Source organism: Micromonospora sp. DT178 (assembly GCF_049841695.1).
GTDB lineage: Bacteria > Actinomycetota > Actinomycetes > Mycobacteriales > Micromonosporaceae > Micromonospora.
In genome coordinates, this window is sequence record NZ_JBNCKV010000005.1 from 400,865 (window position 1) to 424,379 (window position 23,515).

At 73.1% G+C, this 23,515-nt stretch carries 23 protein-coding genes and 1 pseudogene; 15 read left to right on the top strand and 9 right to left on the bottom strand.

The genetic code is table 11. The features are described from left to right. Positions 1-106: 106 nt before the first annotated feature. The gene (locus tag ACLQ22_RS12735) at positions 107-1,462 is read right to left on the bottom strand and encodes a 3-oxoacyl-ACP reductase (RefSeq protein WP_425692434.1); all 1,356 of its coding nucleotides are present in this window, start codon (positions 1,460-1,462) and stop codon (positions 107-109) included. Positions 1,463-1,517: 55 nt separating this feature from the next. On the opposite strand from ACLQ22_RS12735, the gene ACLQ22_RS12740 reads away from it, so the two are divergent. From ACLQ22_RS12740 to ACLQ22_RS12750, 3 genes are all read left to right on the top strand, one after another. Continuing rightward, on the top strand, positions 1,518-2,810 hold the full coding sequence (locus tag ACLQ22_RS12740; RefSeq protein ID WP_425692435.1) for an acetyl-CoA C-acetyltransferase: 1,293 nt from the start codon (positions 1,518-1,520) through the stop codon (positions 2,808-2,810). 63 nt (positions 2,811-2,873) lie between these two features. Beyond that, positions 2,874-3,389, top strand: coding sequence for a SigE family RNA polymerase sigma factor (locus tag ACLQ22_RS12745; RefSeq protein ID WP_425692436.1), 516 nt, complete (start codon positions 2,874-2,876; stop codon positions 3,387-3,389). Then, entirely contained in the window at positions 3,386-4,180 is a 795-nt protein-coding gene (locus ACLQ22_RS12750; RefSeq protein ID WP_425692437.1) for a hypothetical protein, read from the top strand. Before ACLQ22_RS12745 ends, ACLQ22_RS12750 begins: the two co-directional genes overlap by 4 nt. A gap of 62 nt (positions 4,181-4,242) precedes the next feature. Here the strand turns inward: ACLQ22_RS12750 and ACLQ22_RS12755 are convergent, their stop codons facing one another. Both ACLQ22_RS12755 and ACLQ22_RS12760 read right to left on the bottom strand, forming a co-directional pair. Beyond that, positions 4,243-4,668: a PIN domain nuclease gene (locus ACLQ22_RS12755; RefSeq protein WP_425692438.1), complete on the bottom strand. Its 426-nt coding sequence runs from the start codon at positions 4,666-4,668 to the stop codon at positions 4,243-4,245. Beyond that, positions 4,665-4,874: a type II toxin-antitoxin system VapB family antitoxin gene (locus ACLQ22_RS12760; protein WP_121399140.1), complete on the bottom strand. Its 210-nt coding sequence runs from the start codon at positions 4,872-4,874 to the stop codon at positions 4,665-4,667. Before ACLQ22_RS12760 ends, ACLQ22_RS12755 begins: the two co-directional genes overlap by 4 nt. 125 nt (positions 4,875-4,999) lie before the next feature. Between ACLQ22_RS12760 and purB the strand changes: the two genes are divergently transcribed. Next, positions 5,000-6,421 (top strand): adenylosuccinate lyase, encoded by a 1,422-nt coding sequence (gene purB, locus ACLQ22_RS12765; protein ID WP_425692439.1) that lies wholly within the window; start codon positions 5,000-5,002, stop codon positions 6,419-6,421. A gap of 188 nt (positions 6,422-6,609) precedes the next feature. Here purB and ACLQ22_RS12770 read toward each other — a convergent pair. Both ACLQ22_RS12770 and ACLQ22_RS12775 read right to left on the bottom strand, forming a co-directional pair. Beyond that, a pseudogene (locus ACLQ22_RS12770) lies at positions 6,610-7,174 on the bottom strand (YbjQ family protein). Positions 7,175-7,198: 24 nt separating this feature from the next. Then, the gene (locus tag ACLQ22_RS12775) at positions 7,199-7,879 is read right to left on the bottom strand and encodes a S1 family peptidase (RefSeq protein WP_425692440.1); all 681 of its coding nucleotides are present in this window, start codon (positions 7,877-7,879) and stop codon (positions 7,199-7,201) included. Between the two features lie 404 nt (positions 7,880-8,283). Here ACLQ22_RS12775 and purS point away from each other — a divergent pair, with 404 nt between their 5' ends. The 4 genes from purS (at position 8,284) to ACLQ22_RS12795 (ending at position 12,802) form a co-directional block, all read left to right on the top strand. After that, positions 8,284-8,547 (top strand): phosphoribosylformylglycinamidine synthase subunit PurS, encoded by a 264-nt coding sequence (purS, locus tag ACLQ22_RS12780; protein ID WP_089002625.1) that lies wholly within the window; start codon positions 8,284-8,286, stop codon positions 8,545-8,547. Beyond that, a complete protein-coding gene (gene purQ / locus ACLQ22_RS12785; RefSeq protein ID WP_121397233.1) occupies positions 8,544-9,227 on the top strand; it encodes a phosphoribosylformylglycinamidine synthase subunit PurQ in 684 nt (227 codons plus the stop codon). The genes purS and purQ overlap by 4 nt, the downstream gene beginning before the upstream one ends. 67 nt (positions 9,228-9,294) lie before the next feature. Continuing rightward, a complete protein-coding gene (purL, locus tag ACLQ22_RS12790; protein ID WP_425692441.1) occupies positions 9,295-12,042 on the top strand; it encodes a phosphoribosylformylglycinamidine synthase subunit PurL in 2,748 nt (915 codons plus the stop codon). Positions 12,043-12,046: 4 nt separating this feature from the next. Continuing rightward, positions 12,047-12,802 carry a 2-phosphosulfolactate phosphatase gene (locus ACLQ22_RS12795; protein ID WP_425692442.1) on the top strand — a complete coding sequence of 252 codons (756 nt, stop codon included), beginning with the start codon at positions 12,047-12,049 and terminating at the stop codon, positions 12,800-12,802. Between the two features lie 119 nt (positions 12,803-12,921). Here ACLQ22_RS12795 and ACLQ22_RS12800 read toward each other — a convergent pair whose 3' ends face one another. After that, a complete protein-coding gene (locus tag ACLQ22_RS12800; RefSeq protein WP_425692443.1) occupies positions 12,922-14,943 on the bottom strand; it encodes a carboxypeptidase-like regulatory domain-containing protein in 2,022 nt (673 codons plus the stop codon). Between the two features lie 102 nt (positions 14,944-15,045). On the opposite strand from ACLQ22_RS12800, the gene ACLQ22_RS12805 reads away from it, so the two are divergent. The 5 genes from ACLQ22_RS12805 to amcA all read left to right on the top strand — a co-directional run bounded on the left by ACLQ22_RS12805 (position 15,046) and on the right by amcA (position 19,798). Next, positions 15,046-15,399 (top strand): sterol carrier family protein, encoded by a 354-nt coding sequence (locus ACLQ22_RS12805; RefSeq protein WP_425692444.1) that lies wholly within the window; start codon positions 15,046-15,048, stop codon positions 15,397-15,399. A gap of 171 nt (positions 15,400-15,570) precedes the next feature. Continuing rightward, positions 15,571-17,109, top strand: coding sequence for an amidophosphoribosyltransferase (gene purF, locus ACLQ22_RS12810; RefSeq protein WP_121397229.1), 1,539 nt, complete (start codon positions 15,571-15,573; stop codon positions 17,107-17,109). A 58-nt stretch (positions 17,110-17,167) separates the two neighbouring features. After that, positions 17,168-18,322, top strand: coding sequence for a phosphoribosylformylglycinamidine cyclo-ligase (gene purM, locus ACLQ22_RS12815; RefSeq protein WP_121397228.1), 1,155 nt, complete (start codon positions 17,168-17,170; stop codon positions 18,320-18,322). 170 nt (positions 18,323-18,492) lie between these two features. Then, positions 18,493-19,596, top strand: a complete 1,104-nt coding sequence (gene amcB / locus ACLQ22_RS12820) for a cyclophane-forming radical SAM peptide maturase AmcB (protein WP_425692481.1) — start codon at positions 18,493-18,495, stop codon at positions 19,594-19,596. Then, positions 19,565-19,798, top strand: coding sequence for a multiple cyclophane-containing RiPP AmcA (gene amcA, locus ACLQ22_RS12825; RefSeq protein WP_151455707.1), 234 nt, complete (start codon positions 19,565-19,567; stop codon positions 19,796-19,798). Before amcB ends, amcA begins: the two co-directional genes overlap by 32 nt. Positions 19,799-19,941: 143 nt before the next feature. On the opposite strand, the gene ACLQ22_RS12830 is transcribed toward amcA, so the two are convergent. Next, positions 19,942-20,157 carry a DUF3073 domain-containing protein gene (locus tag ACLQ22_RS12830; RefSeq protein WP_089002617.1) on the bottom strand — a complete coding sequence of 72 codons (216 nt, stop codon included), beginning with the start codon at positions 20,155-20,157 and terminating at the stop codon, positions 19,942-19,944. A 286-nt stretch (positions 20,158-20,443) separates the two neighbouring features. Next, positions 20,444-21,526, bottom strand: a complete 1,083-nt coding sequence (locus ACLQ22_RS12835) for a Glu/Leu/Phe/Val family dehydrogenase (RefSeq protein WP_425692445.1) — start codon at positions 21,524-21,526, stop codon at positions 20,444-20,446. Between the two features lie 172 nt (positions 21,527-21,698). Here ACLQ22_RS12835 and ACLQ22_RS12840 point away from each other — a divergent pair, with 172 nt between their 5' ends. Beyond that, positions 21,699-22,538 carry a hypothetical protein gene (locus tag ACLQ22_RS12840; protein WP_425692446.1) on the top strand — a complete coding sequence of 280 codons (840 nt, stop codon included), beginning with the start codon at positions 21,699-21,701 and terminating at the stop codon, positions 22,536-22,538. A 251-nt stretch (positions 22,539-22,789) separates the two neighbouring features. After that, positions 22,790-22,999, top strand: coding sequence for a BldC family transcriptional regulator (locus tag ACLQ22_RS12845; protein ID WP_007073996.1), 210 nt, complete (start codon positions 22,790-22,792; stop codon positions 22,997-22,999). Between the two features lie 100 nt (positions 23,000-23,099). On the opposite strand, the gene ACLQ22_RS12850 is transcribed toward ACLQ22_RS12845, so the two are convergent. Beyond that, on the bottom strand, positions 23,100-23,498 hold the full coding sequence (locus ACLQ22_RS12850; protein WP_425692447.1) for a PPOX class F420-dependent oxidoreductase: 399 nt from the start codon (positions 23,496-23,498) through the stop codon (positions 23,100-23,102). Positions 23,499-23,515: the final 17 nt, after the last annotated feature.

Here is a 23,515-nt window from a genome sequence, read left to right on the forward strand (position 1 = left end):
CGGATCGCGTCCAGGGTGTCCTGCGACAGGATCTCGGTCGGGCCGTCGATCAGCTCGTGCACCGACAGGTCGTCCGGGTCCGGCGCCGGTCGTTCTCGTCTCGCCATCACGCCCCCAGCAGGCTCTGGCCGCAGACCCGGACGATGTTGCCGCTGACCGCGCCGGAGGCCGGCCAGGCCAGCCAGCCGATGGTCTCGGCGACGTCCACCGGCAGCCCGCCCTGGGACATGCTGTTCATCCGCCGGCCCGCCTCGCGCAGCACCAGCGGGATGCGCGCGGTCAGCCGGGTCTCGATGAACCCGGGGGCGACCGCGTTGACGCTGATCTGCCGTTCGCGCAGCGCAGGGGCGAGCGACTCGACCAGCCCGATCACGCCCGCCTTGCTGGTGGCGTAGTTCGTCTGGCCCCGGTTGCCGGCGATGCCGGCGATCGAGGAGACCGACACGATCCGGCCGCCGGCCGGGATCAGCTCCCGCTCCAGCAGCACGTCGTTGATCCGCTCCTGGCTGGAGAGGTTGACGTCGAGCACCGAGTCCCACCGGTCGGCGTCCATCCGGCCGAGGGTCTTGTCGCGGGTGATGCCGGCGTTGTGCACGACCACGTCGACCCGGCCGTGCCGGTCCGCCAGGTGGGCGGCGAGCCGCTGCGGGGCGTCGGGGGCGGTGAGGTCGAGCTGGACGGCCGTGCCGCCGATCTCGTTGGCGACCGCCGCCAGCTCGTCCCCGGCCGCCGGGATGTCCAGCGCGACCACCCGGGCGCCGTCGCGGGCCAGCACCCGGGCCAGCGCCGCGCCGATGCCCCGGGCCGCCCCGGTGACCAGGACGACCTGCCCGTCCAGCGGGCGGTCCCAGTCGGCCGGCGCCTCGGCCGTGCCGGCGCCGACCCGGACCACCTGCCCCGAGACGTACGCGGACCGGCCGGAGAGCAGGAACCGCAGGGTCGCCTCCAGGCCGGTCCAGGTGCCGGCGTCCGGGTCCTTGGTGACGTGGACGAGTTGGGCGGTGACGCCCCGGCCGAACTCCTTGCCGATGCTTCGGGTCAGCCCCTCCAGGGCCCGCTGGGCGGTCGCCTCCCGGGGCGAGGCGCACTCCTCGGGCGGGGTGCCGAGCACGACGACCCGGCCGCTGGGCAGCACCGACCGGGCGTGCGGGTGGAAGAAGTCGTACAGCTGCCGCAGCTCGGCGGAGTCGGTGATGCCGGTGGCGTCGTACACCAGGGCGGCGAAGCGCCCCGTGGACTCCACGGCGCCGGGATCGCGCAGCTCGACCCCGGCGGCGGTCAGGAGCTTGCCGGCCTGCTCGGCGAGCCGGCCGCCGGTCGCGGCGCCCAGCAGGACGGGGCCGGGCACGACGGGGTCGCCGGGGGTGTGCCGGCGCAGTCGCGGCGGGTCGGGCAGCCCGAGGCGCTTGACCAGCGCACGACCGGCCCCCGATCGGACGAAGCTCGCGTACCTGTCGGTCATAGGCGTAGCCTACTGGCGAGTAGGTTGAGAGCAAGTCTTTCGAGGAGGCGGGATCGTGCAGAGCATCCGGCGGGTGGCGGTCATCGGCGGCAACCGCATCCCCTTCGCGCGGTCCAACTCGCGGTACGCCAGCGCGTCGAACTCCGACATGCTGGGCGCCGCGCTGGACGGGCTCGTCGCCCGGTTCGGGCTGGCCGGCCAGCGGGTCGGCGAGGTGGTGGCCGGCGCGGTGCTCAAGCACGCGAAGGACTTCAACCTGACCCGCGAGGTCGTGCTCGGCTCGAAGCTCGACCCGCACACCCCGGCGTACGACATCCAGCAGGCCTGCGGCACCGGGCTGGAGGCCGCCATCCTGGTCGCCAACAAGATCGCCCTCGGGCAGATCGACGTCGGCATCGCCGGCGGCGTGGACACCACCTCCGACGCGCCGCTCGCGGTCAACGAGGAGATGCGGCGCACGCTGCTCCGGCTCAACAGCGCCCGCACCCTCGGCGAGCGGCTGAAGATCGCCGCGAAGCTGCGCCCCACCCAGCCGTTCAGGCCGGAGATCCCGCGCAACGCGGAACCGCGTACCGGGCTGTCGATGGGGGAGCACGCCGCCCGTACGGCGTTGCACTGGCAGATCGACCGGCAGGCCCAGGACGAGCTGACGCTGCGCTCGCACCAGCGGCTCGCCGCCGCGTACGACCGGGGGTTCTTCGACGACCTGCTGACGCCGTACCTGGGGCTGACCCGGGATGCGAACCTGCGCCCCGACACCAGCCTGGAGCGGCTCGGCTCGCTGAAGCCGGTCTTCGGCGTGAAGGGGCCCGACGCCGAGGCGGCGACCATGACGGCCGGCAACTCGTCGCCGCTGACCGACGGCGCCTCGACGGTGCTGCTGGCCAGCGAGGAGTGGGCCCGCGCGCACAGCCTGCCCGTGCTGGCGTGGTTCTCCTGGTCGGAGACCGCTGCCGTCGACTTCGTGCACGGCGACGAGGGGCTGCTGATGGCCCCCGCGTACGCGGTGCCCCGGATGCTGTCCCGGGCCGGGCTGACCCTCCAGGACTTCGACTTCTACGAGATCCACGAGGCGTTCGCCTCGCAGGTGCTGGCCACCCTCGCCGCCTGGGAGTCCCCGGAGTTCTGCAAGGACCGGCTGGGGCTGGACGCCCCGCTCGGCGCGATCGACCGGGAGAAGCTGAACGTCAACGGCTCGTCGCTGGCCGCCGGGCACCCGTTCGCGGCCACCGGCGGCCGGATCGTGGCGACCCTGGCGAAGCTGCTGGCGGAGAAGGGCGGCGGCCGGGGCCTGATCTCCATCTGCGCCGCCGGCGGCCAGGGCGTGACCGCCATCCTCGAACGCTGACCCGGGCAACCTGCGCGGCCCCGCTCTCCGTCCCTTGGACATGAGGCGGCGAAGGCGGAACAGGTGAAGCGGGCGGACGAGGACGAGTACCGGCAGTTCGTCGAGGCCCGGCTGGAGCACCTGCGCCGCACGGCGTACCTGCTCTGCCGGGACTGGCACACCGCCGACGACCTCGTCTCCATCACGCTGGGCAAGCTCTACCGGGCCTGGCCCCGGGTCCGCGCGGCGGAGAACGTCGACGCCTACGTCCGGCAGGTGCTCACGCGCGCCTGGCTGGACGAGCGGCGGCGGCCGTGGCGGCGCGAACGCAGCACCGACGAGGTCCCCGACGACGCCGTGCCGGACAGCGAACCCGACCTGGCCGACCGGGAGCTGCTGCTCGACCTGCTCGGGAAGCTGCCCGAGCGGCGGCGCGCGGTGCTGGTGCTGCGCTTCTACTGCGACCTCTCCGTGGAGGACACCGCGCAGATCCTGGGCGTCACCACCGGCACGGTGAAGAGCCAGGCCGCCAGAGCGTTGGAATCACTACGCCTGCTGGCCGTGGACCAGCCGGCCCTGAGAACGGGGAGGTTCGCGTGACGTACCGGGAGATCTTCGACGCGGCGATCGGCGATCCGCCGCCCACCTCGATCGACCTGGACGGGGTGATCCTGCGGCAGCGCCGGCTGGTCCGCACGCGCCGGCTCGGGGCGTACGCCTCGGCGGCCGGCGGGGTGCTCGCGCTGGTGCTCGGCGCCGGCCTGGTCGTCGACCGTCCGGACATGCAGCCGGCGGCCTCGGCAACCGCCTCGCGGCCCCCGCACCGCAAGAGCAACCAGTTGCTGCTCACGGAGGCGGCCGAGCGCTACCAGGGCGGGGTGGCGGTGGCCTTCGTCGCGCGGGCGCCCGGAGTCCGGTGGGTGCCGCTGACCGCGGTGAGTCGCGACGTACTCCCGACGGCACCGGCCGGCGACGCGCCGGTCGGGGGCGCGTACGAGGACTACCGCAACGTCGGTTTCTCGGTGCACGCCTACCCGGTCGACCCCACCGGCGCGTTCAGCAACGAGTTGTCGGCCCTGGCGTTGGCCGAGCCGCAGCCGGGCATGAACCGCGACGTCATGGACTGCGGCAAGCAGACCGTCGACTCGTGCGGCCTGTCGGCGGGGCCGGACGGCGCGCGCGTCCGGGAGACCGCGCGCGTCATGGAAGCCGCGCGCGTCAGGGAAGCCGTCGGGGACGGCGACGTGATCCATATCCGGCGGGTCGACGTCCTGCACCCCGACGGCACCTGGATCAGGTTCTCGCTGCACAGCCGTGACGGGCGGTTCGTGCTCACCCCGGAGCAGCTCCGGGACCTCGCCCTCGACCCGGCCGCCCGCCCCGCCTGGTGACCTGGGCCGCGGCAGGGTGGATTCGGCGGCGGATGCCCGGCTGGCACGAGTTGGTCCGGGACCTACTTGATCGTGCCGGCCGGGGCGAGCCATCGCATGGGCTGGCCGGTCACCTCGGAGATCTGGTCGAAGTCACGGTCGTAGTGCAGCAGGGACAGCCCCTGGTATTCGGCCGTCGCCGCGATCAGCAGGTCGACGGCGCCGGCCGAGCGGTGGGTGCCCCGGGCGGTGAGCTGTTCCTGGGTCTCGGCCGCCCGCTCGTGGATCCGGTCCGGCATGCCCACCCAGTTGAACACCGTGCGAAGCCGCTCTCCCAGCCACCTGCGGTCGCTCAGCGAGCGGGCCGAATACAGGAACTCCAGCTCGACCAGCGGGCAGACCGCGAGCAGGCCGGCCGTGAGTGGCTGTTCCCACCGGGCCCGGGTGTCGGGGTCGCGCAGGAGCCGGACCAGCGCACTGGTGTCGACCAGGTAGTCCGCGAGCCTCACGACCGGTACGTGCCCTTGTCGAGCAGTTCGTCGAAGTCACCGGCCTGGGCCCGACCGCTGAGTTCCGCGAGGGCGCGGGCGCGACGCAGGCGGGCAGCCCCTTCCCGCAGCGCGACGTTCACCGTGTCCTTCTTGGTCTTGGTGCCGAAGGCCGCGGCCGCGTCCGCCAGTGCCTCGTCGTCGACGTCCACCAGGATCTTGGTCACGCACACCCCCTATATACGTACCGGCGCCCAAGTATATCCGGTGCCGGTCGAGCGCGGTGTCCGCGCAGTCGGGCGGGCGGACGTCCTCGTCCGGGCCGTCCGGGCGACGTGAAAGACTGAGGTACGTGACGATCCCGAACGTGCTCGCCAACCGGTACGCCTCACCCGAGCTGGTCGCCCTCTGGTCGCCCGAGGAGAAGATCCGGATGGAGCGGCGGCTCTGGCTCGCCGTGCTCCGGGCCCAGCGGGACCTCGGCGTCCCCGTGCCCGACGGCGTCGTCGAGGCGTACGAGGGGGTGCTCGACCAGGTCGACCTGGCCTCGATCGCCGAGCGGGAGCGGGTCACCCGGCACGACGTGAAGGCCCGGATCGAGGAGTTCAGCGCGCTCGCCGGGCACGAGCACGTGCACAAGGGGATGACCTCCCGGGACCTCACCGAGAACGTCGAGCAGCTCCAGGTGCGCCGCTCGCTGGAGCTGGTCCGCGACCGCGTGGTCGCCACCCTGGCCCGGCTGGCCCGGCTCGCCGTCGAGCACTCCGACCTGGTCATGACCGGCCGCTCCCACAACGTCGCGGCGCAGGCCACCACGCTGGGCAAGCGCTTCGCGTCGGCCGCGGAGGAGCTGCTCATCGCGTACGAGCGGCTGGAAGACCTGATCAACTGGTACCCGCTGCGGGGCATCAAGGGCCCGGTGGGCACCGCCGCCGACCAGCTCGACCTCTTCGACGGCGACGCCGAGCGGGTGGCGGAGCTGGAGCGCCGGGTCGCGGGGCACCTCGGCTTCAGCCGGGTCCTCGACAGCGTCGGGCAGGTCTACCCGCGCTCGATCGACCTGGCGGTGCTCTCCACCCTGGCCCAGGTCGCCGCCGCTCCGTCGTCGCTGGCGACCACGATCCGGCTGATGGTCGGCCAGGAGCTGGCCACCGAGGGCTTCAAGCCGGGCCAGGTGGGCTCCAGCGCGATGCCGCACAAGATGAACACCCGCTCCAGCGAGCGGGTCAACGGCTTCGCGGTGATCATCCGGGGCTACCTGTCGATGGTCGGCGAGCTGGCCGGCGACCAGTGGAACGAGGGGGACGTCTCCTGCTCGGTGGTCCGCCGGGTCGCCCTGCCGGACGCGTTCTTCGCCGCCGACGGGCTGTTCCAGACCTTCCTCACCGTGCTGGACGAGTTCGGCGCGTACCCGGCGGTGATCAACCGGGAGCTGGAGCGCTTCCTGCCGTTCCTGGCCACCACGAAGATCCTGGTAGCGGCGGTCCGGCGCGGCGTCGGCCGCGAGGTCGCCCACGAGGTGATCAAGGAGCACGCGGTCGCGGTGGCCCTGGCCATGCGCGAGAAGGGCGCCGCCGAGAACGACCTCTTCGACCGCCTGGCGGCGGACGGCCGGCTGGGCCTGACCCGTGGCGAGATCGACGCCCTCGTCGCCGACCGCACCGCCTTCGTCGGCGCCGCCCCGGCCCAGGTCGAGGCCGTCGCCCGCCGCATCGCCACGGTCGTGGACGCCCACCCCCAGGCCGCCACCTACACCCCACCCCCCATCCTCTGACCCACCCCCCGGCCCCACCCCACCCGCCCACCCTCCCCCCCCGCCCTCAACCCGGTGATCATGAGGTTGGCGGTGGTTTTAGAGATCAACTTCGCCGCCAACCTCATGATCACCGGGGGCCCGGGGGCCCGGGGGCCCGGGGGCCCGGGGGCCCGGGGGCTCGGGGCCGGGTGGGGTGGGTGGGTTGATCAGTCTCGGGTGGGGGTTTCCGCGGCCGAGCGGAGGTTGGGGGCGCTCGCCGGTTCGGCGATGCCGCCCGGGGACTCGGCGAAGGCCGGGTCGTGCGCGGTCTCCGCGGCGACCAGCGGCTGGTCCGGCGGCATGACGTCGGGCATCTTGGGCGCCACGACCACCGCCGTGCCGTACGCGCAGATCTCCATCCACATCTCGCCGCAGTCGCGGCTGTCGAAGCGCATCCCCACCACGGCGTTCGCGCCGATGCGGCGGGCCTCCTCGCCGAGCCGGGCCACCGAGTCCGTACGCCACCGGGTGAGGTTGTCCGGGGCCATCGGGTCGTACGCGCCACCGCGCAGGTTCTTGACCCCCTCGCGGTACGGGTTCCGCGTCCTGGCCATCGATGACACCACTTCGCCGAGGATCTGGCGGATCTCGTACCCGGGCAGTTGCTCCGTCGTCACGACCAGCACGCTTCCGATGCTGTCAGGGTGGCGAGGCGTCCGATCGTGGGCCTTGTTCACCTGATCGGATGCTGCAAAACGGCGCGGCGCGGACGGCCGGCGCGCTGCCGACCATCCGCGCCTAGCATGGCGCTAACCGTCAGACACCGGCCGTCTGGGTGATCCAGGCCCGGTTGTACGCGACGCTGCCGTAGTTCTGGATGCTCTGGCCGTCGGCGGTGGAGGCGACGCCGACCTGCGCGCCGTTGTAGAACTGCGGGCCGCCCGAGTCGCCCCGCCAGGCGTTGCCGTTGATCCGGGTGCTCCGGATCGCCTGCCCGCCGTACGCGTCGGTGGCGCTGTTGCTGGTCACCCGGACCGACGCGGTCTTCAGCTGGGTCGAGGCGGAGCAGCCGCTGTAGCAGGTCATGCCCCAGCCGTAGATCGAGTTGGTCGAGTTGATCGGCGGGTTGCTGTTGGCGAGCGTGACGTACGAGGTGCTCACCGAGCTGGACAGGCGCAGCAGGGCCAGGTCGTACCGGCTGTAGCTGGCGCTGACGGTGCGGGTCTGGCCGCCGGAGGTGCGGTTGACGCTGCCGACCCGGACGGACATCGTGCCGTTGACGCAGTGCCGGGCGGTGAGCACCCACTGCGGCGCGATGATCGTGCCGGAGCAGGTGAACGAGCCGTTGCTGAGCACGGCGGCGGCCCACGGGGCCGACGAGACGGTGCCGCCGCCGATGATGTACGGGCTGACGGGTGCGGCGACGGCGCCGGAGCTGGCGCCGAGCAGGCCGGCCGCTGCGGTGGCCAGCACCGCGATCATGGATCGGATGCGCATGGGGGCTCCTTCGGGGACGGGGCCCGGGTTCACCGGGTCGAGCTGTCGGCCAGCGGGCGGGGGCGGCCCGACGTCCGATCGACGTACGACGATGTACGGTAGGGCCCCTGAGATGTCGTTCACAAGAGATCCATCGAAAATGATGGATGAGATGGTATGGCGGGACGGGCGACGGTCGGGTGTCCCGCAGCCCGGCGGAGCGGGGCGAAACGGGCCGGTCGGCAACGGATGGGCATCGGGATCGCAACGAACCCGCATCGGTCCCCGGGCCCCGCGCCGGGAATGTCGATCACCGCCTGAACTGCGTCCGGCCGGTGCGTCCGGGGCGGTATCTGCCAGGTAGGCTGGCTGCGCTCGCCCGTTGTGGGTCGGCACCCAACTGCGTACACAGTCAGGAGTGCCCAGTGCCTCGCGTCGTCGTCGACGTCATGCTCAAGCCCGAGATCCTCGATCCCCAGGGCCAGGCCGTCGCAAACGCGCTGCCCCGGCTCGGCGTCAGCGACGTCGCCTCGGTTCGGATCGGCAGGCGGATCGAGATCGAATTCACCGGTGAACCGGACCTGGACCGGGCCCGGGAGATCGCCGACAAGCTGCTCGCCAACCCGGTCATCGAGGACTTCACGGTCCGCGTGGTCGAGGCCGACGAGACCGTGGACGCCCGCTCGTGACCGCCCGGGTCGGTGTGGTCACCTTCCCCGGCTCGCTCGACGACGGGGACGCGGCCCGGGCCGTCCGGATCGCGGGCGCCGAGCCGGTCCGCCTCTGGCACGGCGACCCGCAGCTGCACGGGGTGGACGCCGTCGTCCTGCCCGGCGGCTTCTCCTACGGCGACTACCTGCGCTGCGGCGCCATCGCCCGGTTCGCCCCGGTGATGGGCACGATCGTGGACGCGGCCCGGGGCGGGCTGCCCGTGCTCGGCATCTGCAACGGCTTCCAGATCCTCTGCGAGGCCCACCTGCTGCCCGGGGCGCTCACCCGCAACCAGCACCTGCACTTCCGCAACCGCGACCAGGTCCTGCGCATCGAGTCGGCCGGCACCGCGTGGACGAACACGTTCCAGCCCGGCCAGGAGGTGCTGATCCCGGTCAAGAACGGCGAGGGCTGCTACGTCGCCGACACCGCGACGCTCGACCAGCTCGAAGCCGAGGGCCGGGTGGTCGCACGCTATGTCGGCGGCAACCCCAACGGGTCGCAGCGCGACATCGCCGCGATCACGAACCCCGCCGGCAACGTGGTCGGCATCATGCCGCATCCCGAGCACGCGGTGGAGGCGCTCACGGGCCCCTCCCTGGACGGTCTCGGCTTCTTCACCTCGGTGCTCAAGCACCTGGTGGGGACGCCGGCGTGACCGTGCGCGGCATCATCGGTCGGCTCACCCGCCCGTCGGGCGGACGCGAGCGCAGCGAGGAGAGGTCATGACCACCCATCCGGACGAGGTACGGGATAACCCGGAGGCCTTCCCGGCCGCCCCGGCGCAGCCGGTGGAGCCGCGTCCGGCCGCCGTCGCGCCGCCGGCCGGGCGTCCCGGGCCGGCGAGCGCCGACTGGGCCGACGGCCTGGACACCGTGCCGCGCGCCGGGGACACCCCCGGTGAGCTCCAGCCGTACGCCGAGCTCGGGCTCCGCGACGACGAGTACGAGCGGATCCGGCACATCCTCGACCGGCGGCCCACCCAGGCCGAGCTGGCGATGTACTCGATCATGTGGAGCGAGCACTGCTCCTACAAGTCGAGCAAGGTGCACCTGCGCCAGTTCGGCGAGAAGGCCCCGCCCAGCGACCGGCTGCTCGCCGGCATCGGCGAGAACGCCGGCGTGGTGCAGGTCTCCGACGAGCTGGCGGTGACCTTCAAGGTCGAGTCGCACAACCACCCGAGCTTCGTCGAGCCCTACCAGGGCGCGGCCACCGGCGTCGGCGGCATCGTCCGGGACATCCTCGCCATGGGTGCCCGCCCGGTCGCGGTGATGGACCCGCTGCGCTTCGGCGCCGCCGACCACCCCGACACCGCCCGGGTGCTGCCCGGCGTCGTCGCCGGCGTGGGCGGCTACGGCAACTGCCTGGGCCTGCCGAACATCGGCGGCGAGGTCGTCTTCGACCCCTGCTACCAGGGCAACCCGCTGGTCAACGCGCTCTGCCTCGGCGTGCTGCCGGTCGACCGGCTGCAGAACAAGGCCGCCGCCGGCCCGGGCAACGTCGTCGTGCTGATGGGCGCCAGGACCGGCCGGGACGGCATCGGCGGCGTGTCGGTGCTGGCCAGCGCCACCTTCGACGAGGGCAGCGAGCAGCGCCGCCCGTCGGTGCAGGTCGGCGACCCGTTCATGGAGAAGCTGCTCATCGAGGCCTGCCTGGAGCTCTACGACGCCCGGCTGGTCGTCGGCATCCAGGACCTCGGCGGCGCCGGCCTCACCTGCGCGCTGACCGAGACCGCCGCGGCGGCCGGCACCGGCATGCGGGTCTGGCTGGAGCGGGTGCCGCTGCGCGAGCCCTCGATGGAGCCGCACGAGATCCTCGCCAGCGAGTCCCAGGAGCGGATGCTGCTGGTCGTCGAGCCGGAGAAGCTCGAAGCGGTGCTCAAGACCGCCGAGAAGTGGGGTGTCTGGGCCACCGCGATCGGCGAGGTCACCCCGCCGGCGCCGGACGGGCAGCCCGGCCGGCTGCTGGTCACCTGGCACGACCAGTTGGTGGTCGACGTGCCGCCGGGCTCGCTGGTCGACGACGGCCCGGTCTACGCCCGCCCGATGCGCGAGCCGGCCGACCTGATCCTGCTCCAGGCCGACCGCGCGGAGACGCTGCCCCGGCCGGCCGACCCGGAGGCGCTGCGCGAGACCGTGCTGCGCATGATCGCCTCGCCCAACCTGGCCGACAAGACCTGGGTCACCGAGCAGTACGACCGCTACGTGCTGGGCAACACCGTGCTCGCCCAGCCGGAGGACTCCGGCGTGATCCGGATCGACGAGCGGACCGGGCTGGGCGTGGCGCTGTCGGTGGACGGCAACGGCCGGTACGCGCGGCTCGACCCGTACCACGGCACGAAGCTCGCGCTGGCGGAGGCGTACCGGAACGTGGCCGTCACCGGCGCGAAGCCGATCGCCGTCACCAACTGCCTCAACTTCGGCTCGCCGGAGGACCCGGGCGTGATGTGGCAGTTCGCCGAGGCCGTGCGTGGCCTGGCGGACGGCTGCGCCGAGCTGGGCATCCCGGTCACCGGCGGCAACGTCAGCTTCTACAACCAGACGGGCGCGGCGCCGATCCACCCGACCCCGGTGGTCGGTGTGCTCGGCGTGCTCGACGACGTGGCCGACCGGGTGCCGATGGGCTTCGTGCCCCGGCCGAGCGGTGACCACGACCAGATCTTCCTGCTCGGCGAGACGCACGTGGAACTCTCCGGCTCGGAGTGGGCGTGGGTCACCCACGAGCACCTCGGCGGCGTACCCCCGCAGGTCGACCTGGCCCGCGAGCGGCTCCTGGCCGACCTGCTGGCGGAGGCCGCGCGGGTCGGGCACCTGAGCGCCGCGCACGACCTCTCCGACGGTGGCCTCGCGCAGAGCCTGGTGGAGTCCTGCCTGCGGCGCGGCGTCGGCGCCCGGATCGCCGTGCCGGAGCGGTTCGAGGGCGGCTCGATGCCGTTCGTCTACCTGTTCAGCGAGTCCGCCGGCCGGGTCCTGGTGTCGGTGCCGCGCGGCCGCGAGAAGGCGTTCACCGGCCTCTGCGCCGAGCGCGGCGTGCCGTTCGAGCTGATCGGCGTCACCGACCCGACCAGCGGGGCGCTGGAGGTGCACGGCCAGTTCCGGATCGGCCTGGACGAGCTGCGGGCCGCGCACGGCGAGACGCTGCCGCGCCTCTTCGGGGGCGCGGGGGTCGTCGAGGTGCCCGCGCCGGCCGCCGGTGTGGCGGGTGCCGTCGAGGCCGTGCCGCTGCCCGTCGCCGAATCGGCCGGGGCGGAGCCGGTGGACCCGTCGGCAGTCGTGAGCGAGCCGATCGCGTCGGCCGGGCCGGTCCCGCCGACCGGTGCCGTCCAGCCGGTGGCCCCGGCCGGGGCGGCAGCCCCGGCGGAGGCCGTCGGGCCCGGCCCGGAGCAGCCGGTGGCTGAGGCCGCCGACCGGCCGGCCGAGGCCGGCGGGGCGTCGGCTCCCGGGCCCGGTGACACCGAGCCCGGTCAGCGCTGAGGCGGTGGCCGCGAGCGTCCACGTCCAACCCGGTTCCGGCGCCCGCTTCGACTGGGGGCTGACGGGGGCGGCCGAGCTGGGCCGGGTGTGCGCGGTGCTGGTGGTGGTGGACGTGCTGTCGTTCACCACCGCCGTGGACGTCGCGGTCGGGCGCGGCATGCGGGTGCACCCGTTCCCGTGGGGCGAGCAGGCGGCCGACTACGCGCGGCGGGTCGGCGCGGTCGCGGCGGTGGGCCGCCGGCAGACGACCCCCGAGCATCCGTGGTCGCTCTCGTCGGCGGCGCTGACCACCGCGCCGGTCGTCGCCGACCTGGTGCTGCCGTCGCCGAACGGCTCGGCGATCAGCGCGGCGGCCAGCGCGACCGGGCTGCCGGTGGTCGCGGCCTGCCTGCGCAACGCGCGCGCCGTCGGCCGTTGGCTGGACCAGCAGGGGTACGGCTCGACGGACGCGCCGATCGGCGTGATCGCCTCGGGTGAACGCTGGCCGGACGGCTCCCTGCGCCCCTGCGTGGAGGACCAGCTCGGGGCGGCCTGCGTGCTGGACGCCCTGTCGGGTGTGCCCGGCGGTCTCTCCGTGGAGGCGGCCATGGCCCTCGCCGCGCTGGCCAGCACCCCCGACGTGCCCGCCGCGGTCTGCGGCAGCGTGTCCGGCCGCGAACTCATCGAGGGCGGCTTCGCCGGGGACGTGGAGGTCGCCGTCCGGGTCGGCGTCTCGGACGTGGTCCCGGTGCTGCGCCAGGGCGTCTTCTCCGCCGCCTGACCTCCCTCGCAAGCGCGCGTCCGAGCTGGTCGGGGCGGTGCCGAAACGGTGGCGAGGGCCGCCCGGAGATCCGGACGGCCCTCGCCGTGTTCTGTCGTCGGGGCGTGCCCCCGAGCGGGTCAGTCGTCCAGCCAGTCCAGCCGGCGGCCACCCCGGTCCTGCTGCGGTGGGCCGTCCGGGCGACCGCGACCGGTCTGCGGGTCCTCGTAGCCGCCCGGCTGGCCGTAGCCACCCTGGCCGTAGCCGTCGCGGTCCTCGTAGCCGCCGCGCTGCTGCGGGGGCTCCTGACCGTAGCCACCCTGGCCGTAGCCGCCCTGGTTGTCGTACGAGGTGGGCTTGTCGTAGCCGCCCGGCTGGCCGTAGCCGCCGCGTGGCGCCGGGGGCTCCTGGCCGTAGCCACCGGGCTGGCCGTAGCCGCCCCGCTCGTAGCCGCCGCCCGGCTGGTCGTAACCGCCGGTCGGCTCGCCGCCCCGGCCGTACCCGCCCGGCTCGGACTGGCCGTAGCCCTGCCCCTGCTCCGGCTGGTAGACGCCGGTCGCGTACGGGTCGGCCGGGGCCGGGTACTGCGTGGCGTCGCCGGTGTAGCGGCCGGTCGGCTCGTCGTACCGCTCGCCGTAGCCCCGGCCGCCGCCCGCCGGCGGGTAGCCCGCGGCACCCGCGGCACCCGCCGCGCCCGCCGGGGCGCCGTAGTCGTTGCTGCCGTAGCCGCCGCCCGAGGCGGGCGCGTTGCCGTAGCCGTCGCCGGACGAGGGCGCGTTGCCGTAGCCGCCGCCGGCTCCGCCGCTGCCGTAGCCGCCGCCGGAGGCGGGTGCGTTGCCGTAGCCGGCACCGCCGTAGCCACCCGCGCCGGCCGGCTCGTCGCCGTAGCCGCTGCCGCCCCAGCCCTGCTGGTTGCCCGCCGCGCCGTAGGGCTGCGGGGGAGCGCCGTACGGGTCCGGCGGCACGTCGTCGACCACGGGGCGGTGCATCATCGTCGGGGCGTCGCTGAGCGCGGTGCCGCCGACCATCGTCGGATCCGGCGTGGCGCCGACCCGGTTGACCACGCGGGTCTGGTCGTCCGCGCCCCGGAACGCCCCGCGTGCCGCCGGGACCGCGCCGGCCGCGGCGCCCGCCGGGGCGTCGTCGTCGGCCTCGTCGCCGCTGTCCTTGCGCCGCATCCAGAGCAGCACGATGGTGCCGACACCGGCGGCGACGAGCAGGCCGCCGAGCAGGATGATCAGCCAGGAGCCCATGCCGCCGGAGTCCTCGTTGCTGGCGTTGGCCGCCGCACCCGGGGTCGCCTCGGCGCTCTCCTCGGGCGTCTCCTCGACGGGCTCGTCGGAGGGGAGGGGCTCCTCGCTGGCCGACGGGGTGGCGCTCGGGGTCGTCTCGACCTTGATCGCCAGGGCGATGCGCTGGCCGGTGACGCTCTGCCCGGCGGACGCGTCGAAGCTCTTGGTGGCGTAGACCTCACCGACGCTGGCGCCGACGGCGAGCCGGCCGGGCGCGATCGGCTTCTCGCTGCTGCCGGTGAAGCGGAAGTTGCCGTCGTCGTCACTGATCGTGTCGATCTTCTTGCCGGCGCCGTCCTGGAGCATGACCACGGCGTTCGGCACGGCCTTGCCGTTCGCCTGGACGACCACCTTCCCGGAGACCGACTTGACGGTCTGCGCCTGGGGCGGCTGGGTCGGCTGGGCCCTGCCCTTCACGCCGAGCTGGAAGGTGGCGGTGCCGGGGCCGGACTTGTCGCCCTCGGCCGCCACCGTCACGGTGACGTTGGCGTCGCCGGCGTTGTCGCTGGCCCTGATCCGCACCAGCTGAGGCCTCGGCTGGCCGCCGGCAAATCTGACCTTCCCGCAGCCGCCGGCGCAGCTCACGCCGCTCGGTAGGCCGGCGAGGCTGATCTCGGCCTCCTCGTCGCCCTCACGAGGGGTCACCAGCACGGTGACGGCGGCGTCGCTGCCGGCGTTGACGGTGACCGAGCCGGGCGTCACGGAGACGTCGGCGGCCAGGGCTGGTGTGGCGGGGACGGCGAGCAGAGCGCCGACAACCAGCGCCACGACCACACCGGCCCGCTGCTTCCAGGCACGTCGGTGTGTTGACACGTCCACCGCCTTCCGGACTGACTTCCCTCGGCGGCGGGGCGCCGGGCCGGGGATCATCACGGTACGAATACGCCGTCGGCAACTATGCCTTGTCTGACCGGATCGGCGCGACCCAGGGCCAGCGTCAGCCGCGGCGCGTTGAAGCCGTATCGTCCCGTCGTGTCCTCTCCGCACATTAAGTCCGCCGCGGTCGCGGCGGCGTTGTCGGCGCTCGACGAGGGGCGTACGCCCGAACGACCGGTCCTCCGGGAGGCGGTCCGTGCCCTGTTGACCGTCCTCGCGGAGCGCGCCCCCGGCCGATCGGTGGAGGTGCGTGTCCCACCTTACGGCGCAGTTCAGTGCGTTCAGGGTCCCCGACACACCCGTGGCACCCCGGCGAACGTGGTCGAGATGGAGCCCGAGACCTGGCTGGCGGTGGCCACCGGACGGCTCGACTGGGCCGACGCGATCACCCAGGGTCGCGTGCGGGTGAGCGGAATCCGGGCGGACCTCTCCGCGCACCTGCCGCTCTAGCTGCGGCGATACCCATCGACCGGTGACACGTTGGAGCCGGATCGTGACTTTCTGTATCGACTCGGATTCGCGTACACTGTCAGGCGACGACAGTGGTCCCGGTCGAGGAGAGCGGATCCGCCCCCCGCGTGATTCCGCAAGGCCGGTCCAGATCAGCATGAGGGAGCGCAGGTGCCCCGAGGCGACGGCCGGCTGAGCCACGACCTTGATCCCCAACGACCAGGCCCCCAGGACGCGTGCGGCGTCTTCGGCGTCTGGGCGCCCGGGGAGGAGGTCGCGAACCTGACCTACTTCGGGCTCTACGCCCTCCAGCACCGGGGCCAGGAGGCCGCGGGCATCGCGGTCAGCGACGGCTCGGGCGTGGTGGTCTACAAGGACCTCGGCCTGGTCGCCCAGGTCTTCGACGAGCCGACCCTGGCCAGCCTGCGTGGGCACGTGGCGATCGGGCACGCCCGCTACTCCACCACCGGCGGATCGACCTGGGAGAACGCCCAGCCGACCATCCGGTCCACGACGTCGGGCACCACCATCGCGCTGGCCCACAACGGCAACCTGGTCAACACGGCGGAGCTCCAGCGCGAGGTCGCCGAGCGGGGCCTCGTCGCCGACGGCTCGACCAACGACACCTCCCTGGTGACGATGCTGCTGGCCAGCCGCCCGGACCTGTCGGTCGAGGCGGCGGCGCTGGAGGTGCTGCCGCAGCTGCGGGGCGCGTTCAGCTTCGTGTTCATGGACGAGTCGACCCTCTACGCGGCCCGCGACCCGCACGGCGTACGCCCGCTGGTGCTGGGGCGGCTGGAGCGCGGCTGGGTGGTGGCCAGCGAGACCGCCGCGCTGGACATCGTCGGCGCGAGCGTGGTCCGCGAGGTGGAGCCCGGCGAGCTGATCGCGATCGACGAGGACGGCCTGCGTTCCAGCCGGTTCGCCGCCCCGGAGCCCAAGGGCTGCCTCTTCGAGTACGTCTACATCGCCCGCCCGGACGCCACCATCGCCGGCCGCAACGTGCACTCCGCCCGGGTGCAGATCGGTCGCCAGCTGGCCAAGGAGCACCCGGTCGAGGCCGATCTGGTCATCCCGGTGCCGGAGTCCGGCACCCCGGCCGCGATCGGCTACGCCGAGGAGTCGGGCATCACCTACGGCGCCGGCCTGATGAAGAACCCGTACGTCGGGCGCACCTTCATCCAGCCGTCGCAGACCCTGCGCCAGCTCGGCATCCGGCTCAAGCTCAACCCGCTGCGGGAGAACGTCCGGGGCAAGCGGCTGGTCGTGGTCGACGACTCGATCGTGCGCGGCAACACCCAGCGGGCGATCGTGCGGATGCTGCGCGAGGCCGGCGCGCTGGAGGTGCACGTGCGCATCTCCTCGCCGCCGGTCAACTGGCCGTGCTTCTACGGCATCGACTTCGCCACCCGCGCCGAGCTGCTGGCCAACGGGCTGGACAACGACGGCATCCGCCGCTCCATCGGGGCGGACACACTCGGCTACGTGTCGCTCCCGGGCCTGATCGCCGCCACCGAGCAGCCGAAGACCCGGCTGTGCCGCGCGTGCTTCGACGGGGAATACCCGATCGAGCTGCCCGCCGGCAACCTGATCGGCAAGCACGTGCTCGAAGGGGTGGGCCGGCGGGTCGCCGCGCAGGCGTCCGACACCCCGGAGCACACCGCCCCGCTCGTCGCCACTCCGGGCGGCGTGACCACACACCGCCCGTAGCACCACCCGGCGCGGCCCGGTCACCGCCGGCGCGGCGCCAGAACCAAGGGGGAGAACCGTGACGCACGTGTCCGAGCGCAGCGGCGCAGGAAGCAGCCCGACCGGCGCCGGCGACGACCGCCAGCCCTGGACGGCCGGCGCCGGCCGTCAGGCGCGCAAACGCTCGGTCTCGTACGCGGACGCCGGGGTCTCGATCGAGGCGGGCGACCGTGCGGTCGAGCTGCTGAAGTCGAAGGTGAAGCAGACCCGGCGCCCCGAGGTGATGGGCGACCTGGGCGGCTTCGCCGGCCTGTTCCGGCTGGACACGAAGAAGTACAAGAACCCGATCCTGGCCTCGTCCACCGACGGCGTGGGCACCAAGCTGGTGATCGCGCAGCAGATGGACATCCACGACACGGTCGGCATCGACCTGGTCGCGATGGTCGTCGACGACCTGGTGGCCTGCGGTGCCGAGCCGCTCTTCCTGCTCGACTACATCGCCACCGGCGAGGTCGTGCCGGACCGGGTCGCCGAGATCGGCGCGGGCATCGCCGACGGCTGCCGGTACGCCGGCTGCGCCCTGCTGGGCGGCGAAACCGCCGAGCACCCTGGCGTGCTGCGTCCGGACGAGTACGACATCTCCGCCACCGGCGTCGGCGTGGTGGAGGAGAGCGACATCCTCAGCCCGGACCGGGTCGAGGTGGGTGACGTGGTCATCGCGATGCGCTCCTCCGGCCTGCACTCCAACGGCTACTCCCTGGTGCGCCACGTGCTGCTGGGCGCCGGCCGGATGCGGCTCGACGTGGTGATCGACGACTTCGGCCGGCAGCGCACCCTCGGCGAGGAGCTGCTCACCCCGACGAAGATCTACGCGCAGGACTGCCTCAAGCTCATCGCCGAGGCCGAGGTGCGCTCCATCGCCCACGTCACCGGCGGCGGCATCCCCGGCAACCTGGTCCGGGTGCTCCCCGAGCACGTCGACGCGGTGGTCAACCGGTCCACCTGGAAGCCGCAGCCGATCTTCGACCTGATCCAGTCCAAGGGGCGGATCGAGGACCCGGAGATGGAGGCGACCTTCAACATGGGCGTCGGCATGTTCGCGATCGTCTCCGCCGAGGACGCGGACCGCGCGCTGGCCACCCTGACGGGCCGGGGCGTCGACGCGTGGCAGGCCGGCGAGATCATCGAGGGCTCCGGCAACGTGCAGATGATCGGCCAGCACACGAGGGGCTGATCGACTCGCGGTGACCGTACGGGCACCTGATCAGGGCTTCACCCGAGTGGCCGTCGCCGCCTAGCCTGAAGGGCACCCTCAAAGCTGTCGGGGCCGCCCGCCCGGGTTCCCCGACAGCCCTTCAGGCGCGGAGGAGGGCAATGGCTGCTCGGGGACTGCCGTTCAGCGGGATGCGCGGCCTGGCCGCCGTCCCCTCGTACGTGGTCATGCAGCCCACCACCCTCTGCAACCTGGACTGCGCCTACTGCTACCTGCCGTTCCGCGCGGCCGACCGGCGGATGCCGGTGCCGGTGGCCGAGGCGGTGGCCGCGTCGGTCAACCCCTGGGCGGCGGCGGGCCGCTTCTCCGTGGTGTGGCACGGCGGCGAGCCGTTGGCGGCCGGCCGGGAGCACCTGGCCGCGCTGATCGCGCCCTTCGGGCCCGAGGTCGAGCACCACGTCCAGACCAACGCCACGCTGATCGACGACGCCTGGTGCGCGTTCTTCGTCGAGCACGGGGTGCGGGTGAGCGTGAGCGTGGACGGCCCGCGGGAACGCAACGGCGACCGGGTCACCCGGGGCGGCGGGCCCGCGTACGACCGGATCCTGCGCGGGGTGGCGGCGCTGCGCCGGCACGGCCTGCCGTTCTCGGCGCTGGCGGTGGTGGGTCGCCCCGGGCCGGGCCTGGCCACCGAGCTGTACGACTACTTCCTCGACCTGGGCTGTGACGTGCTGGGCGTCAACATCGAGGAGACCGAGGGGGTCAACCTCCGCGACAACTCCCACGATCCACGGCTGGTGACCGCCTTCTGGGCGGAGCTGGTGGCGGCCTGGCGCCGGGAGCCCCGGATCCACCTGCGCGAGGTCGAGTGGTCGCTGCGGTACGCCGCGGCGGTCCTGGACGGCAGCGCCGACGACCTGCTCCCCCGGCGGTTGGACCCGATCCCGACCGTCGGCCACGACGGCTCGGTGACCGTGCTCTCACCGGAGCTGGCCGGTTTCACCGATGTCCGCTACGGCGACTTCAGCAGCGGCAACGTGCTTGCCACCCCGCTGGTGGAGATCCTCGCCGACGCGGACCGGACGCCCTGGGTCGGCGAGTTCCTCGCCGGCGTCGAGGCGTGCCGTTCGTCCTGCCCCTACTTCGGGTTCTGCGGCGGCGGCCACGCGGCCAACCGCTACTTCGAACAGGGGCGTTTCGACGGTACGCAGACCGCGCACTGCCGCAACAGCAAGATCCACTTACTGGAGGGAGTGTTGGAGCATGCCCGAGACCACCAGTCACCGGCATCCTGACCGGAGGACGGACACCCCGGACGAGGTAGCCGACCGGGTGCGGGAAGCCGCGCCGGGGCTCACCGCACTCCTCCACGAGGCCGAGGCCGCGCGGCGACTACGGGCCGAGGTGGCGGGCGGCGACGGCGCGAGCGCCGTGTGCGCCTGGAACCACTTCGAGAACATCCCGACGTTCTACAACTGGAACAACCGTCCCCGCTGAGACGGACCGTGATCAGGGACCTGCCGATCGTCCGGAGGGCTCTCCGGAAGGGGCAGGTCCCTGATCGTCGGTCGTGGCGCCGCTTCGATGGGCACATGCGTGAGCACGCGGGCGATCACCGCGTGCTCAGCTGCTACCGGAGGTCAGCGGGGCGGACGTACCCAGGGATCCGGGTCTTCGTCCGCGTGATCCTCATCATCGTCGTCGACATACTCTTTGTAGTCGTCGTCGAAGTTGTGCTCAGACTTACCAGCACCCGCCAACTCGCGCTGCAAGGCGGTGAGGTCGGTGTTCGGGGAGTGGTACTTCAACTCCCGGGCCACCTTCGTCTGCTTGGCCTTAGCACGGCCGCGCCCCATGGCTCGACCCCCTCGCACAGAATGCGGGGCAGCCCGAAGGCGGGCCCCGATGACGTCAGGCATCTCTCGTGGCTCTTACGGTACATGGGGATGCCACCGTTCGGCACCTCGGGTTACCGTCGACCGACACCGCGCGTCGCGGTCATCCGGCCGTCACCGATTGTACCCGGTAAGGAGCGGCGCGGGGAGCGGCCGTGACACCGGGCAAAGCCATGCGGAACCACCCTAACGGGACGGGCCGCCCACCGGGGCCGGGGGCGGAACGGCCGCTCCGCCCCCGGGGCGCTCAGCGCAGGTGGATCGTGCGCAGCCGGCCGACGTCGGCCATCCGCCGCTCCGCCAGCCGGTCCGCCGCCACCGCCGGCGGCACGCCCTCGGCGTCGGCCAGTCGCAGGATCTCCCGGGTGGTGTCGTAGATCCGGGTCGCGCGCAGCTTGGCCCGGTCGAAGTTGAAGCCCTCGATCTCGTCCGCCACCTGGATCACGCCGCCGGCGTTCACGACGTAGTCCGGGGCGTAGAGGATGCCCCGGTCGGCGAGGAGCTTCTCGATGCCGGGGTGGGCGAGCTGGTTGTTGGCCGCGCCGGCGACCACCTTGGCGCGCATTGTCGGCACCGTGTCGTCGTTGAGCGCGCCGCCCAGCGCGCACGGGGCGTACACGTCGATGTCGGCGGCGACCAGCGCGGCGACGTCGTCGACCAGTGCGACCTGCGGGTGGGTGGCGCGCGCCCACTCCAGGGCCTTCGGGTTGACGTCCGTCGCCACCACCTCGGCGCCGTCGTCGACCAGGTGACCGACGAGGTACTTGCCGACCTTGCCCAGGCCGGCCACGCCGACCCGCCGCCCGGCGAGGGTCGGGGCACCCCAGACGTGCTCGGCCGCGGCCCGCATGCCCTGGAACACGCCCCAGGCGGTGAGGACCGAGGAGTCGCCGGCTCCGCCGTGCTCGACGCTGCGGCCGGTGACGTACGAGGTCTCGCGGGCGATCACGTCCATGTCCGTGACGTAGGTGCCGACGTCGCAGGCGGTGTAGTAGCGCCCGGCGAGGGACTCGACGAAGCGGCCGTACGCGCGCAGCAGCGCCTCGCTCTTGATCCGCTCGGGGTCACCCCAGATGACCGCCTTGCCGCCGCCCAGGTCCAGCCCGGCCAGGGCGCTCTTGTAAGCCATGCCCCGGGAGAGGTCGAGCACGTCGGCGAGGGCCTCGGACTCGCTGGCGTACGGGTAGAACCGGGTCCCACCGAGCGCGGGGCCGAGCGCGGTGGAGTAGATGCCGATGATCGCCTTGAGGCCGGTCTGCTTGTCCTGGCAGAACACGACCTGTTCGTGACCGCTGGACCCCGGGTCTTCGGTGGTGGCGAATACGCCCATGACTCGCTCCTGGTGTGGGGTGCGTCCTTGTGGGACGCGGACCGGTGGACCGCCGGCGGGATGCTGCCGGTGCCGCTGAGCCTAGTATCGGCCGACGCCGTCCGGCCGCCCACGTCTTGCGTGATCGTGCCGCCGGCGACGGCCGAGTTCCAATTCGTGGGAGGATCGCGCCGTGCCGTCGCTCTTCGCTTCATACCTGCGCGTGTACGAGCCGCTGACCGCCTTCGACCGGGACCGCCAGGCGTACTGGCGGCGCTACGTCGAGCAGGGGCGGGCGGTGGCACCGGTGGAGGGGCCGGGCCGGCAACGGACGTCGGTGCTGGAGGCGCTCGGCGCCGGCTGGACCCGGCTGCCCGACCTGCCGGACGAGGCGTACGTCCTGGAGACCGACGAGGCCCTGCTGGTCTGCCCGTGGAACCTGCGCATCCGGGTGGCCGAGGCGGCGTTGAACGCGCGCGACGGGGTGCCGCCGGTGCTGGCCGACGCCTTCGTCCCGCCGGTGCTCGCCGGTCAGGCGAAGGCCGTGGTGGAGGACTGGCGCAGCGGGGCGCGGGTGCTGGAGCACGGCGTGCCGCGCGTGCACGAGCAGATCGCCACATGGGGCGTACCGCTGCGCTGGTTCGTGCTCTTCGACCCGGAGGAGCGGCACCACGTGACCCACCCCGGGCGGCGGGCGCTGCGCTACCGGACGGAGATCTCCAAGGCGCGGCGCCGTTCGTCGCGGGCCCTGTCGGTGCTGCGCAAGTCGATCGGCGACGCGCCGATCACGGAGGCGGTCGAGGAGGCCGCCCGCTGGCTGGAGGAGTTCCACCCGCGTTCGATGGTGGAGCTGGACTACGGCGGCCTGGTCGAGCTGCTGTCGGACGAGACGCTGGCCGCCGACGACTCGCCGGAGCTGGTGGCGAGCGGGCTCGCCGGGCTGTCCCGGGGCGAGGCGGAGGAGGCCTCGGCGGCGTACGACAGGCTGGTCGCGCGCTGGCGGGCGATCCAGTTGCTGGAACGGTGCAACTGATACGAAATCGCCCAGGGAGCGCTCCCAAGCCGAGGCGAGTTCGTAGTCGACGCATCACGAACCGTGATCATGAGTCCGAATAAGGTACTTTCTGCCGTGTAAAAGTCGCATAAATCGGGCATGGTTCATCCGTCCGTCTAGGGACGTTCGGCCGTTCGGCCCATGTCGGACATCGGGGACTAGCCGGACCATGGGAGACGCGTCGGCCGGCGGGACCCCGGCCGATGTCTATACATGTGGAGGAGTGACCGATGGCATCGCGAACGCACGAACCAGAGCCGCTACTCACACCGGCCGAGGTGGCGTCGATGTTCCGTGTCGACCCGAAGACGGTGACCCGGTGGGCCAAGGCGGGCAAGCTCAGCGCCATCCGCACGCTGGGTGGCCACCGTCGGTACCGGGAGTCGGAGGTCAGGGCCCTGTTGCAGGGACAGATCCCCCAGCAGCGCCAGGGGGACTGACCGACCGGGAGTTTAAAGGTGTGAACGGAGGGCGGCGGACATGGTCCGCCGCCCTCCGCCGTGTCCGGACCCCGCCCGCGCACGCGACGGCGGACGCGGATCAGGCGCCGGCCGTCGGCCCTTCCGCGAGGACGACCCTGATGCCGACCGTGCCGCTCCCGCCGCGACGCAGGCGGCTGCCGAGCAGGCTGAGCCGGCCGATCATCCGGTACTTCTGCTTGATCAGCTCTCGTACCCGTCGCGTGCCGGTCGCGTCGCAGAGGGTCGCGTGGGCGGCGACCGCCTCGCCGTGCGGCCGGCCCCGGACGTCGCACGGCGCCACCGTCACGTCGCCGCTGCGCCGGATCCGCTTCACCTTGCCGGCGTCCGCCGCCGACCACACCCAGAGCGAGTCGCCGTCGCGCACCGCCCAGACCGGGGTCGGCACCGCCCGACCGTCCTTGCGAAACGTCGTGAGCAGGATGTACTTCTCCGCGCCGAGGCGGTCCAGGGTGGTCACCCCGCCAGGATACGACC

Bases quoted from the DNA above. Each gene is read 5' to 3' on its own strand.
- amcB (WP_425692481.1), top strand. From the start codon at position 18,493: ATGCGCGGCCTGGCCGCCGTCCCCTCGTACGTGGTCATGCAGCCCACC.
- ACLQ22_RS12800 (WP_425692443.1), bottom strand. From the start codon at position 14,943: ATGATCCCCGGCCCGGCGCCCCGCCGCCGAGGGAAGTCAGTCCGGAAG.
- ACLQ22_RS12775 (WP_425692440.1), bottom strand. From the start codon at position 7,879: ATGCGCATCCGATCCATGATCGCGGTGCTGGCCACCGCAGCGGCCGGC.
- ACLQ22_RS12830 (WP_089002617.1), bottom strand. From the start codon at position 20,157: ATGGGGCGCGGCCGTGCTAAGGCCAAGCAGACGAAGGTGGCCCGGGAG.
- ACLQ22_RS12735 (WP_425692434.1), bottom strand. From the start codon at position 1,462: ATGACCGACAGGTACGCGAGCTTCGTCCGATCGGGGGCCGGTCGTGCG.
- purL (WP_425692441.1), top strand. From the start codon at position 9,295: ATGACCACCCATCCGGACGAGGTACGGGATAACCCGGAGGCCTTCCCG.
- ACLQ22_RS12845 (WP_007073996.1), top strand. From the start codon at position 22,790: ATGGCATCGCGAACGCACGAACCAGAGCCGCTACTCACACCGGCCGAG.
- ACLQ22_RS12835 (WP_425692445.1), bottom strand. From the start codon at position 21,526: ATGGGCGTATTCGCCACCACCGAAGACCCGGGGTCCAGCGGTCACGAA.
- amcA (WP_151455707.1), top strand. From the start codon at position 19,565: ATGCCCGAGACCACCAGTCACCGGCATCCTGACCGGAGGACGGACACC.